Source organism: Candidatus Streptomyces philanthi, from assembly GCF_059553635.1.
In genome coordinates, this window is the sequence record NZ_JCANQV010000180.1 from 1 (window position 1) to 12,118 (window position 12,118).

12 protein-coding genes, 1 tRNA gene and 1 pseudogene are annotated in these 12,118 nt (G+C 70.9%); 5 read left to right on the top strand and 9 right to left on the bottom strand.

What is annotated here, in order from left to right; translation table 11 throughout:
- Together AC51EU_RS20065 and AC51EU_RS20070 are read left to right on the top strand one after the other, a co-directional pair.
- Positions 1-979: family 2 encapsulin nanocompartment cargo protein terpene cyclase (locus AC51EU_RS20065; protein ID WP_496268388.1), on the top strand; the 979-nt coding region annotated here is incomplete at its 5' end.
- Positions 980-993: 14 nt separating this feature from the next.
- Entirely contained in the window at positions 994-1,863 is an 870-nt protein-coding gene (locus tag AC51EU_RS20070; RefSeq protein WP_496268389.1) for a geranyl diphosphate 2-C-methyltransferase, read from the top strand.
- Between the two features lie 35 nt (positions 1,864-1,898).
- Here the strand turns inward: AC51EU_RS20070 and AC51EU_RS20075 are convergent, their stop codons facing one another.
- The gene (locus AC51EU_RS20075; RefSeq protein WP_496268390.1) at positions 1,899-3,353 is read right to left on the bottom strand and encodes a sensor histidine kinase; all 1,455 of its coding nucleotides are present in this window, start codon (positions 3,351-3,353) and stop codon (positions 1,899-1,901) included.
- Complete coding sequence (locus AC51EU_RS20080) at positions 3,346-4,032, bottom strand: response regulator transcription factor (RefSeq protein WP_496268391.1); 687 nt, start codon at positions 4,030-4,032, stop codon at positions 3,346-3,348. Before AC51EU_RS20080 ends, AC51EU_RS20075 begins: the two co-directional genes overlap by 8 nt.
- 122 nt (positions 4,033-4,154) lie before the next feature.
- On the opposite strand from AC51EU_RS20080, the gene AC51EU_RS20085 reads away from it, so the two are divergent.
- Entirely contained in the window at positions 4,155-4,805 is a 651-nt protein-coding gene (locus AC51EU_RS20085; RefSeq protein WP_496268392.1) for a PepSY domain-containing protein, read from the top strand.
- A 142-nt stretch (positions 4,806-4,947) separates the two neighbouring features.
- On the opposite strand, the gene AC51EU_RS20090 is transcribed toward AC51EU_RS20085, so the two are convergent.
- The 4 genes from AC51EU_RS20090 to AC51EU_RS20105 all read right to left on the bottom strand — a co-directional run bounded on the left by AC51EU_RS20090 (position 4,948) and on the right by AC51EU_RS20105 (position 6,776).
- Complete coding sequence (locus AC51EU_RS20090) at positions 4,948-5,139, bottom strand: hypothetical protein (RefSeq protein ID WP_496268393.1); 192 nt, start codon at positions 5,137-5,139, stop codon at positions 4,948-4,950.
- 14 nt (positions 5,140-5,153) lie between these two features.
- A complete protein-coding gene (locus tag AC51EU_RS20095) occupies positions 5,154-5,516 on the bottom strand; it encodes a Scr1 family TA system antitoxin-like transcriptional regulator (protein ID WP_496268394.1) in 363 nt (120 codons plus the stop codon).
- 161 nt (positions 5,517-5,677) lie between these two features.
- Positions 5,678-5,751 (bottom strand) — tRNA-Pro (locus tag AC51EU_RS20100).
- A 95-nt stretch (positions 5,752-5,846) separates the two neighbouring features.
- Complete coding sequence (locus AC51EU_RS20105) at positions 5,847-6,776, bottom strand: metallophosphoesterase (RefSeq protein WP_496268395.1); 930 nt, start codon at positions 6,774-6,776, stop codon at positions 5,847-5,849.
- 112 nt (positions 6,777-6,888) lie between these two features.
- Between AC51EU_RS20105 and AC51EU_RS20110 the strand changes: the two genes are divergently transcribed.
- Positions 6,889-7,353 (top strand): GatB/YqeY domain-containing protein, encoded by a 465-nt coding sequence (locus AC51EU_RS20110; RefSeq protein ID WP_496268396.1) that lies wholly within the window; start codon positions 6,889-6,891, stop codon positions 7,351-7,353.
- Between the two features lie 63 nt (positions 7,354-7,416).
- On the opposite strand, the gene AC51EU_RS20115 is transcribed toward AC51EU_RS20110, so the two are convergent.
- A complete protein-coding gene (locus AC51EU_RS20115) occupies positions 7,417-9,570 on the bottom strand; it encodes a transglycosylase domain-containing protein (protein WP_496268397.1) in 2,154 nt (717 codons plus the stop codon).
- 441 nt (positions 9,571-10,011) lie between these two features.
- Between AC51EU_RS20115 and AC51EU_RS20120 the strand changes: the two genes are divergently transcribed.
- Positions 10,012-10,365, top strand: a complete 354-nt coding sequence (locus AC51EU_RS20120) for a WhiB family transcriptional regulator (RefSeq protein WP_496268398.1) — start codon at positions 10,012-10,014, stop codon at positions 10,363-10,365.
- Between the two features lie 96 nt (positions 10,366-10,461).
- Here AC51EU_RS20120 and bagB read toward each other — a convergent pair whose 3' ends face one another.
- Both bagB and AC51EU_RS20130 read right to left on the bottom strand, forming a co-directional pair.
- A complete protein-coding gene (bagB, locus tag AC51EU_RS20125) occupies positions 10,462-11,901 on the bottom strand; it encodes an ATPase BagB (RefSeq protein WP_496268399.1) in 1,440 nt (479 codons plus the stop codon).
- Positions 11,898-12,118 (bottom strand): annotated as a pseudogene (locus AC51EU_RS20130) (ATPase); the annotation flags it as partial. The gene bagB and the pseudogene AC51EU_RS20130, both read right to left, overlap by 4 nt.

Below are 12,118 nucleotides of genomic sequence, written 5' to 3' on the forward strand. Positions count from 1 at the left end.
CCCCCGCGCCGGGGACCCCGTCCCGGGCCTGCGCTGCCCGCCCGCCGTACCCGCCGATCCGGCCAAGGCCGCCGAGGTGGACCGCCGGCTCGAAGCCTGGGTCCGCGAACACGACCTGCTTCCCCCCGAGTGGCGGGGGGACTTCACCGGCTTCGGGTTCGGCCGTGCCGTCGTCCTGCAACACCCCGGGGCGGCCGGCCTGGAGCGCCTGGTCACCGCGGGAAAGCTGCTGGTCGCGGAGAACCTCGTCGACGACTGCTACTGCGAGGACTACGGCGGGTCCCCCATCGGCCTCGGCGGCCGGCTCGTCATCGCGCAGAGTGCCCTGGACCCGCTGCACACCGCCGACGCGTACCAGCGGCAGTGGAACGAGGGGCTGGGCGCGGACGCCCCGCTGCGGTCCTACTCCGCCGCGGTCCGCGCCTTCCGGGACATCGCCACCCCCAGCCAGGTCACCCGCTTCCTGCACGACATCGCGCGGCTGCACCTCGGGTATCTCGCCGAGGGCGCCTGGGCGCAGACCCGTACCACCCCGCCGGTGTGGAAGTACCTGGTGATGCGGCAGTTCAACAACTTCCGTCCCTGCCTGTCCATCGTGGACGCCGTGGACGGCTACGAACTGCCCGAGCCGCTCTACTCCCGTCCCGAGGTGCAGCGCGTCACCGCGCTGGCCTGCAACACCACCACGATCGTCAACGACCTGTACTCCTTCACCAAGGAGATGGCACGCGACGAACACCACCTCAACCTCCCCGTGGTGATCGCCGCCGAGGAACGCCGCGGCCTCAGGGCCGCCTATCTGAAGGCCGTCGACGTCCACAACGAGATCATGCGCGCCTTCGAGGACGAGTCCGCCGTCCTGGCCGCCGAGAACCCGCTCCTGGCCCGTTACACCACCGGTCTCGCCGCCTGGGTCGCCGGCAACCACGAGTGGCACCACACCAACACCTACCGCTACTCCTTGCCCAACTACTGGTAAGAGAAGGCAATCGCATGACCACCAAGGCCCAGCGCGCCGGCGCGGCAGCAGTACCGGTCTTCAGCCCCTACCAGAAGTCGGTGGCCGACTACTGGAACCAGGAGAAGAACCCCGTCAACCTCCGGCTGGGCGAGGTCGACGGCTTCTACCACCACCACTACGGCATCGGCGACGTCGACCGCTCGGCCCTGGAAGGCCCCGAGGAGAGCCGCGACGAGCGCGTCATCGCCGAACTGCACCGACTGGAATGCGCACAGGCCGACCTCCTCGCCGACCACCTCGGCCCCCTCACCCCCGACGACCGGGTGCTGGACTCCGGCTGCGGCCGGGGCGGCGGCAGCCTGGTCGCCCACCAGCGCTTCGGCTGCCATGTCGACGGAATCTCCATCTCCCGGACCCAGGTGGCCTTCGCCACCGCACAGGCCGAGGAACGCGGCGTCGGCGACAAGGTGCGCTTCCACCTCAAGAACATGCTCGACACCGGTTTCGGGACCGGCGCCTACCGCGCCATCTGGAACAACGAGTCCACGATGTACGTCGACCTGTCGGTGCTCTTCGCCGAGTACGCCCGCCTCCTCGCCCGCGGCGGCCGGTACGTCACCATCACCGGCTGCTACAACGACACCTACGGCCTGCCCTCCCGCGAGGTGTCGACCATCAACGCCCACTACATCTGCGACATCCACCCCCGCTCCACCTATTTCAGGGAGATGGCCAACAACCGGCTCGTGCCGGTCAGCGTGGTCGACCTCACCGCCGCGACCCTCCCGTACTGGGAGCTGCGCGCCGCGTCCTCCCTGGCCACCGGCATCGAGGACACCTTCCTGACCGCGTACAGGAACGGCAGCTTCCAGTACCTGCTCATCGCCGCCGACCGCGTCTGATCCCGCCGTCCTCCCAGGGACGCGGGGCCCTCGCGTCAGTCCCCGTGCGGGCGCGGGGAGGCAGGAGCGAGGGGCAGCCTGAGGTGGAAGGCGGCGCCACCGTCGGGCGCGGCGCCGACCGTCAGCGTCCCGCCGTGCCGTTGGGCCACGTCGCGGGCGATCGCCAGGCCCAGGCCCGCGCCGCCGTCGTCGCGGCTGCGGGCCTCGTCGAGGCGGACGAAGCGTGCGAAGACCCGCTCGCGGTCGGCGGGGGCGACGCCGTGGCCGTCGTCGGCGACGGTGAGGACGGCCGTGCCGCCGTCGGCGCCCAGCGTGACGGTGATGGCCGTGGCGGCGTGCCGCTGGGCGTTGTCGAGGAGGTTGCCCAGGACGCGGGACAGCTGGCTCCTGCTGCCGTGGACCTCCACCGCGGCATCGTCGATCACCACCGTCGGGGCGATCCGGTCGCCGGGGGCGCGCTGGGCGATGTCCTCCCGCACCAGGGCCGCGAGGTCGACGCGGGTGCCGGCCGGCTGCTCCCCGGCGTCCAGGCGGGCGAGCAGCAGCAGGTCGGCGGCCAGGTGCTGGAGGCGTACCACGTCGTGGAGGAGGTCCTTGGTGTCCAGCAGACGCGGGTGCTGGTCGGCGACCTCAAGCTGGGTGCGCAGGCTGGCGATGGGGCTGCGCAGCTCGTGGGAGGCGTCGGCGACGAAGCGGTGCTGGCGCTCGACGGACCGTTCCAGCGCGGCGAGCGTCTCGTTGGTGGTGCGGGCCAGCCGGGCGATCTCGTCGCGCGCCTCCGGCTGAGGCACCCGGCGTCCCAGGTCACCGCTGCCGGTGATCTCGGCCATCTCGGCGCGGATGCCCTCCACCGGACGCAGCGCCCGGCGGGTGACGAGCCAGGTGACGGCGGCGACCACGGCGAGCAGGAACGGCAGGCCGATCAGCATCGCGCGGGTCGTCTGGTCGAGCGTGGCCCGGGTGTCCTCAAGAGAGGTGCCGGCGTAGACGGTGTACGTACGGCCGTCGTAGGTCGTTCCGTGGACGGCGGCGAAGCGGTAGTCGTGCGTCTCGTCGTCGACCCGCACGGTGAGGGTCTCGCGGTCCACGTCCGTGCCGACCTTGCCGCGCGGAGGGCCGCTGTCGTGGTCGTCGTCGTCCTCGTCCTGGTCGGACGGGACACGCGAGGCGGGAGCAGGGGCGTAGTCCGTGACCGCGTCCCGGCCCCGCAGGTCGTCGCTCGCGGCCAGCACGGTGCCCTCCGGGCCGACGATCTGGACCGGGCGGTCCTCGTCGTCCGGCAGGTCCGCCGAGCCGAAGTTCCCGTTCAGCGCGGCCTGGGAACCCGCCACCGTACGGGCGGTGACCTCGGACTGGAGGGACGCCCGGTCCATCAGGTTGGTGCGCAGCACCGTGAGGACCAGCACGCCCGCGGCGACCAGCGCGAGGGAGACGACCAGGGTCGCGGCGAGGGCGGCACGGGCCCGGACGGAGGAGAAAAACCTACGCATGCCGGCCGCCGACGGCTTCGAGCCGGTATCCCGCACCCCGCACGGTCGTGATCGAGCGCCGGCCGAAAGGAGCGTCGAGCTTGCGGCGCAGGGCGCTGATGTAGACCTCGACGATGTTCGGGTCGCCGTCGTAGGCGAAGTCCCACACGTGGGCGAGGATGTCCGCCTTCGAGACGACCTGGCCGGCGTGGAGCGCGAGGTGCTCCAGCACCGCGAACTCCTTGGCGGTCAGCGTCACTTCGGTCCCGGCCCTTCGCACCCGCTTGGCATCCGGGTCGACGGTCAGATCGCCGACCCTCACCACGGCGGCTCCGGCACGGGTACGGCGGCGCAGCAGGGCACGGATGCGGGCCTGGAGGACGACGTACGAGAACGGTTTGGTGAGGTAGTCGTCCGCGCCGGTGTCCAGGCCCTCCGCCTCGTCGTACTCGCCGTCCTTCGCGGTGAGCATCAGGACGGGGGTCTCGTCGCCGGCCGCCCGCAGCCGCGCGCAGACGCGGTAGCCGTTGAGGCCGGGCAGCATGATGTCCAGCACGATCAGGTCGTAGTCGTGCTCGCGTGCCATGTGCAGACCGGTGGTCCCGTCGTGGGCCACGTCCACGGCGAACCCCTCGGCGCCCAGGCCCCGGGCCAGGGCGGCGGCGAGACGCTTCTCGTCCTCCACGATCAACAGACGCATGCCCCCAGCGTCTCAGAGCGACCTGAACCGATCTTCAGGTTGCTTCAGCTCGGCTTCAGGACCGCTCGTCCACGGTGGACCGCATCAGGACGACGCTCCACACCACGGGAGGACACCCCGCCATGAAGGCTCTCCAGCGCACCCTGACCGGCCGCCGCCGCACGCTCACCACCGTGCTCGCCGCCACCGTGGTCCTGGCCGGCGCCGGTGCCGCGACCGCCGCCTCCTTCGCCCAGGACGGCAACCATGACGCCCCCCGGGCGACCGTGGCCGCCCCCGCCCACGATGACGACGCCACGCTCACCAGGAACACCACGATCGACGTGAAGCGGGCCGCCGACGCCGCCACGAAGTCCGTCGCGGGCACGGTCTCCGAGATCGAACTGGAGGAGCGGCAGGGCAGGACGGTGTGGGAGGCCGACATCGTCGACACCAAGGGCACCGAGCACGAGGTCATCGTCGACGCCACCGACGGCAAGGTCACCGCCACCCGCCAGGACCACGACGACGCCACCGACCACTCCACCCGGACCACGTCCGCCAGGACGGACCTACGCCAGGCCGTGGCCGCCGCCCTCACCAAGGTCCCGGGCACCGCGACCTCCGCCGAACTGGAGCACCACCACGGCACGACCGCCACCTGGAACGTCGATGTCCTCGACACCAAGGGCACCGAACACGAGATCACCGTCGACGCGCGGACCGGCAAGGTCACGGCCGCCACCCTCGACGAGGACGGGGACGACGTCACCGGCGACCACGACGAGGACTGACGACACTCGGGGCGCACCGGGCGGGACGGGATCGTCCGGCCCGGTGCGAAAGTGTCCTCGCCCCACCGCACAGGACCCGACAGGTCCCCCACCAGCAGGTCAAGAGTCGCCTCCTCGTGGAGCGCGACGCCAAGTGCGGTCGTTACAGCAGGTGGTCGGCCTTGCCGGCCTTGATGTCCCGGATGAGGGTGCGCAGGGCCTCGCGGGTGTCCGTGAGGTAGTTCTGCTCCTGTCCGGCGACCGCTATGTACGCGTTGCCGTCGGCGTCGGTGCCGATGCGGAAGCAGTTGGAGCTCTCTGCGCAGAAGGGTTCTTCCCAAGCGATGCCGGGCACGGTGATGTCTCCCATCAGGCTTTGGCGAGGGCGAGTATGAAGTCCCGGGACTTGCTGGAGCTGAAAGATGTTGCTTCCATCCAGTCCAGTTGTGCACGGTAATTTTCGAGTTGGGCTGGGGCATGGGTGAACCCCGGTCCATGAGCGGAGTCGAGCTGCACCGTGTCGAGCTGGGGAACGGCCCCTGAGGCGTAGACCAGTGCCTGTCCCGCTCCGGGAAACGCACCGGACGAGAACGGTACGACTCTCACGTCCACATGACTCAGTTCGCTTATCTCGCACAGATGGTTCAACTGGGCCCGCATGACCTTCATTCCGCCGAACTCGATCCGTAGCGCCGCCTCATGGATGTACGCGGTGTAGGTGGCGTACCTCACTCACGCATGTGCTCGACGGCTTCCTTGCGATGCCAGTAGGCGGCGCCACTGGAAAAAAGGGGAAGCCATTTCCCGAAGTCGGCTCCCTCGCGACTTCCGGAAACCACTCAGGGGCCCGACCCACTCTCGTGGATCAGGCCCCTGACCTGGTGTTTCTTCAGTCGGGGTGGCGGGATTTGAACCCACGACCTCTTCGTCCCGAACGAAGCGCGCTGCCAAGCTGCGCCACACCCCGAAGCAACGAGCTCTACTTTAGCGGACTGATCCGCGTACGTGAAATCCGGTTCCGGGGGAGTGGGGGCGGGTGGGGCGTGTGGGGTGGGAGAGGGGTCAGGCGGGGCGGGGGGTGAGGGTGAGGAGGGTGGCCTCGGGGGGGCAGGCGAAGCGGACGGGGGTGTAGCGGTTGGTGCCGCAGCCGGCCGAGACGTGGAGGAAGGAGGTGGTGCCGCCCGCGGTGTGGGTGGAGAGGCCCTTGACGCGGTCGGTGTCGATGTCGCAGTTGGTGACGAGGGCGCCGTAGAAGGGGACGCAGAGCTGGCCGCCGTGGGTGTGGCCGGCGAGGATCAGCGGGTAGCCGTCGGCGGTGAAGGCGTCCAGGGTGCGCAGGTACGGGGCGTGGACGACGGCCAGGGAGAGGTCGGCGCCGGACTCCGGGCCGCCGGCGACCTCGGCGTAGCGGTCGCGCTTGATGTGCGGGTCGTCGAGGCCGGTCAGGGCGATCTCGGCGCCCGCCACGGTGAGGCGGCCGCGGGAGTTGGAGAGGTTGAGCCAGCCCGCGTCGTCGAAGGCGTCGCGCAGCTCCTCCCACGGGTTGTGGACGACGCCGACCGCGGGGGCGTTGCCGTTCAGGCCGTGCCGGCCCTGGAAGCGTTCGATCAGGTAGCGGGCCGGGTTGCGGAGCTTGGGGCCGTAGTAGTCGTTGGAGCCGAAGACGTAGGCGCCGGGGAACTCCATGAGGGGGCCGAGGGCGTCCAGGGCCTCGGGCACACCCTCGGGGTCGGAGAGGTTGTCACCGGTGTTGATCACGAAGTCCGGGCGCAGGCCGGCCAGGGACTGGAGCCAGCGCTGCTTCTTGCGCTGGCCGCTGACCATGTGGATGTCGGAGACCTGGAGGACGCGCAACGGCCGCATGCCCTGGGGCAGTACGGGCACGGTGACGCGCCGGAGGCGGAACGAGCGGACCTCGAACCCGGCGGCGTAGACAAGGCCGGCCGCGCCGACTGCGGTCAGGGACAGGGGGACTCCGTATCGCGCGCGCATGATCCCATCGTCGCAGAGTGCGGGTGGATGAGCGGTGGGCGGTGGGGGCTCCGCGGGGCGTCACGGGGAAATGTCGCGGCGATTGCCGGGGGGCCGGGGCATACTCGACGGCATGACCACGCTCAAGTCCAAGCTTAAGGACGACCTCACCGTCGCGATCAAGGCGCGCGACGAGCTGCGCTCCTCCACCCTCCGTCTCACGCTGACCGCGATCCAGAAGGAGGAGGTCGCGGGGACCGAGGCGCGCGAGCTGTCCGACGGCGAGGTCGAGAAGATCATCGCTCGGGAGGCGAAGAAGCGCCGCGAGGCCGCCGAGGCGTTCGAGAAGGGCGGCCGCGCCGAGCAGGCCGAGCGCGAGCGGGCCGAGGGCGAGGTGCTCGCCGACTACCTGCCCAAGCCGCTGACCGACGAGGAGCTGGAGAGCCTGGTCGCACAAGCCGTGGCGGAGGCCGCGAGCGCGGGCGCCGAGGGGCCGCGCGCCATGGGTGCCGTCATGAAGATCGTCAACCCGAAGGTGGCGGGCCGGGCCGAGGGCGGCCGGGTCGCCGCGGTGGTGAAGAAGCTGCTGGCGGGCTGAGAGGAAGCCGTACGACGAAGGGCGCCCCCCGTGAGGAGGGGCGCCCTTCGTCATACGCGTCCGTCAGTGGTGCGGCTTGCCGTGGCCGTGTCCGCCGCCCGGCCGGTGGCCGGGGTTCGGCTTCCGCTGGGGCGGTGCGGCCTTGCCGTCGCCGCCCTTGTCCTCGTCGTCGTCGAGCGGGACGGTGGCCAGGCCGGGCGCGGGCCGGCCGGCGAGGGCGCCGGACATCGCGTCGCGCCAGATGGGGCCGGGGGTGTCGGCGCCGTAGACCTTCTCGTGGTACTCGCCGCCGATGGTGATGCCGAACATCTTGCGCTGGTGCATCGGGTCACCGACCCAGACCGCGCCGGCCGCGTTCGGGGTGTAGCCGACGAACCAGGCGGCGTAGCGCCCGTCGCTGGTGCCGGTCTTGCCCGCGCTGTCGCGCCCGCTGAGCCCGGCCTGCTTGCCGGTGCCGTCCTCGACGACGCCCTTGAGCAGGGTGTTGATCGTCTTCGCGGTCTGCTCGGACATCGCGCTGCGGCAGGAGGTCCTCGGAACGGCCAGCTTCCGGCCGGTGGCCTCGGTGATCGACTCGATGGCCACGGGGGTGCAGTAGGTGCCGTTGTTGGCGAAGGCGGCGTAGCCCGCGGCCATGGTCAGGGGGGTCATCTCCTGAACGCCCAGCGCCATCGACGGGACCTGCTTGAGGGGGGTGCCGTCCGCACGCTGGAGGCCCAGCTTCTCCGACATCTTGACCGCCGGGCAGACGCCCATGTCACTGATCATCTGGACGAAGTAGGTGTTGACCGACTTGGCGGTCGCCTCCTTCATCCCGTACGGGCCGACCTCTGCCCGGTTCTCGTTCTTCACGGTCCTGCCGTCGGCCGCCCACTCGCCGTTGCAGGTCTGGACCGGGCCCGGGTACGGCATCTCGAACGGTGACGAGTACTCCTTGTACGGGCTCATGCCCTGCTCCAGCGCGGCCGCGGCGATCACCGGCTTGAAGGTCGAGCCGGGCTGGTAGCCGAGGCCGCCGCCCATGTCGTGGTCGACCGAGAGGTTGATCTGGGTCTGGTTCCGTCCGAAGCCGTAGGGGCGGGACTGGGCCATGCCGAGGATCTTGCCGGTGCCCGGTTCGACGATGGTGCTCGCGGCGGCGACCTGGTCGTCGTCGTAGACATGTCGGCTTATCGACGCCTGGACCGCCTTCTGGGTCTGCGGGTCGAGGGTGGTGCGGATGGTCAGGCCGCCCTGGTTCCAGCGCTGGGAGCGGATCTTGCGGGTCTTGCCGAACGTCTTGTCGTTGAGCATGACCTCGCGGACGTAGTCGCAGAAGAACCCGGCGCCGTCGACGGCGGTGATGCAGCCGTTCTTGGGGCGGCTGACCTTCAGCTTGATCGGCAGGGCCGCGGCCTCGTCGGCCTCCGCGCGGGAGATGTCCTTCAGGTCGGCCATCCGCCGCAGCACGGTGTTGCGGCGGAGGGTGGCCTGCTTCGGGCGGGCGACCGGGTCGTAGCGGCTCGGCGACTGGACGATGCCTGCCAGCAGCGCGGCCTCTCCGAGGTCGAGGTCCTTGGCGTGCTTGCTGAAGTACCGCTGGGCGGCCGCCTCGACGCCGTACGCCTGCTGCCCGAAGAAGGTGATGTTGAGGTAGTTCTGGAGGATCTTGCGCTTGCCGAGCTCCTGCTCGAGCTGGATCGCGTACTTCAGCTCCTTGACCTTGCGGCCGAGGGTCTGCTGGGTGGCCTGCGCGACCTTGTCGGGGTCGTCGCCCGCCTCCTCGACGAAGACGTTCTTGACGTACTGCTGGGTCAGGGTCGAGGCGCCCTCGCTGACACCGCCGGAGCGGGCGTTCTTGTTGATCGCGCGCAGGACGCCCTTCAGGTCGACCGCGCCGTGCTGGTAGAAGCGGGCGTCCTCGATGGCGACGATCGCCTTCTGGATGTACGGCGACATGTCCTTGAGGCCGACCACCGTACGGTCCCGGGAGTAGACCTTGGCGATCTCGCCGCCGCGGGCGTCCAGGATGACGGTGCGCTGGCTGAGGGGCGGGGCCTTGAGGTTGGAGGGGATCTCGTCGAAGCCCTCGACCGATCCCTTGGCGGCGAGGCCGAGCGCTCCGGCAGCGGGGAGCGCCATGCCGGCGAGGACGGCGCCGGCCAGGACGCTGACTCCGAGGAACTTGGCGGCCTGCTGCGGGAGGGTGAGTCCGCCGCCGTCGCGCTTCTTGGACATGAGGAGCAGCCTACGTTCTCAATTGCCGGACAGGGGCGCATCTGTTCGCCTACCCTGTTTCACATCCGCCACAGCGGAACCGTTCCGCCTCAGGGCGTCGTCCTCCCCTTCCCCACTCCTCCCCGCCCCGTTCCCCTTCCTCCGCTGTACGGACATGCGGCCGCGATGCCGCACGCGCGTCCCCGCTCCAGGGCCCCGGCAGTGCGCCGGACACCGGTACCCGTAGCGACCTGCCCTGGCTTGCGAGGAAAGCGGCGTATGCCCTCCAGTCACTCCGTTGGGTGATCTGCCGCGTACGCATAGTCCGTTCGGGCCATTCAGGATTGGGCCCGTTGGGGGTGTTGCGCCCTGCCTGCCTTCCGTAACGTCCTCAACTGGCGACGGTGAATATGCCGTTCGCCGCCGTGGGGGAGCCTCGATTCGGGAGAGGACGGCGCCAGCATGAGCTGGGTAACCGACTGGAACGCACAGGCAGCATGCCGCACGACCGATCCGGATGAGCTGTTCGTCCAGGGAGCGGCGCAGAACCGCGCCAAGGCGGTGTGCACCGGATGTCCGGTGCGTACGGAATGCCTTGCCGACGCCCTGGACAACCGTGTGGAGTTCGGCGTGTGGGGCGGCATGACCGAGCGCGAGCGCCGCGCGCTGCTGCGCCGCCGTCCGACCGTGACGTCGTGGCGCCGGCTGCTGGAGACGGCGCGGACGGAGTACGAGCGCAGTACGGGAATGCTGCCGACCGATATCGGCGAGGAGTGTGAGCGGGAGCGGATCGACGGCTACGCGGCGGTCGGCTAGGGGCGGGCACGCACCGGTCCGCCGGTGTGCCGACCGGTCGGTACAGGGCCCGGCCCGGTCGTCAGGGCGTTCTCGTCCGTGCCTTCGGTGTGCCGTTCAGTCGCTTCGCCGTGCCGTGAGGTCGGTCGGCGGCGCCGCCTTGACGGGGGAGCCGGCGTCCGCCGGGCCGAGGGCGAGGCGTTCACCGATCGCGCGCAGGCCCGACAGGTCGTGGACGTCACCGGGCAGTGCCGCGACCTCGGCCACCGGGACCTCGGGGTGCAGCGCGGTGAAGCGGTCCCGGGTGCGCCGCTCGCGCGCGAGGACCTGCATGCGTTCGGCGTGCAACCGCAGCAGTCCCGCGGCGAGTTGGGCGGCCGGGGTCGAAGAGGGCGTCTCCGCCACGGCGGCGGGGGAGGGGCCGCGGGCGGTTCCGGAAGCAGTCTGCCCGCCGTCGGCGTCCGCCATGCCGTCTCCGGCAAGATTTTCGGCGATGGCCCTCCCGGCGGCCTCTTCCGTCTCGTCCGCCTCCGCGGACCCGGGCGTCGTCACGTCTTCCGCATCACCGGTCGCGGCCGTCCCGTCCGCCTCCGTGGCACGGTCGGTCAGGGCCTCCGCCGCGGCCAGCGCGCGCTCCGCGCTCAGCTGCGCCGCGCCACTGCCGTGCACACGGTTGAGGACGAGTCCCGCCAGCGGCATCCGCTCCGCCGCCAGCCGCTCGACGAAGTACGCCGCCTCGCGCAGCGCGTCCCGCTCCGGCGCCGCCACCACGAGGAAGGCCGTACCGGGCGCCTGGAGCAGCCGGTACGTCGCGTCCGCGCGGGTGCGGAAGCCGCCGAACATGGTGTCCATCGCCGCCACGAACGTCTGCACGTCGCGCAGCAGCTGCCCGCCCATCAGCTTGCTGAGGGTGCCGGTCATCATCGACATGCCGACATTGAGGAACTTCATCCCGGCCCGCCCGCCGACCTTCGCCGGCGCCATCAGGACGCGGATGAACCTGCCGTCCAGGAAGGATCCCAGGCGCTTGGGCGCGTCCAGGAAGTCCAGCGCGGAGCGGCTGGGCGGGGTGTCGACGACGATCAGGTCCCATTCGCCGCGGGCGCTGAGCTGGCCGAGCTTCTCCATGGCCATGTACTCCTGCGTACCGGCGAAACCGGCCGACAGGGACTGGTAGAAGGGGTTCTCCAGGATGGCGCGGGCCCGGTCCGCGTCCGCGTGCCCCTCGACGATCTCGTCGAAGGTCCGCTTCATGTCCAGCATCATCGCGTGCAGTTCGCCGCCGGACAGGCCGTCGAGGCCCTTGACCTGGCGGGGGACGTTGTCCAGTTCGGAGATGCCCATCGACTGCGCCAGCCGGCGGGCCGGGTCGATGGTGAGGACGACGACCTTGCGGCCGCGTTCGGCGGCGCGTACGCCCAGGGCCGCCGCGGTCGTGGTCTTGCCGACGCCGCCCGAGCCGCAGCAGACCACGATGCGGGTGCCCGGGTCGTCGAGCAGGGCGTCCACCTCCAGCCGGGGGGCGGAGGTGTCCAAAGGGGTGTCGTCCGCGGTCATATGGGTCCCTGTTTCCGCAGGTCCCTCGCCAGGCGGTAGAGCCCGGCGAGGTCCACTCCCTCGGGGAGCAGCTCCAACTCGTGGGTGGGCAGTCCGAGCGTGGCCAGCTCGGCCTGCCCGGCGCGCTCCAGTTCGACGCGCTCGGCGTGCTCGCGGGCCTGCTCCAGCAGCGGGTCGATCAGCCGCTCGGCCCACCCGTCGCCCGCCACCGCCCCGG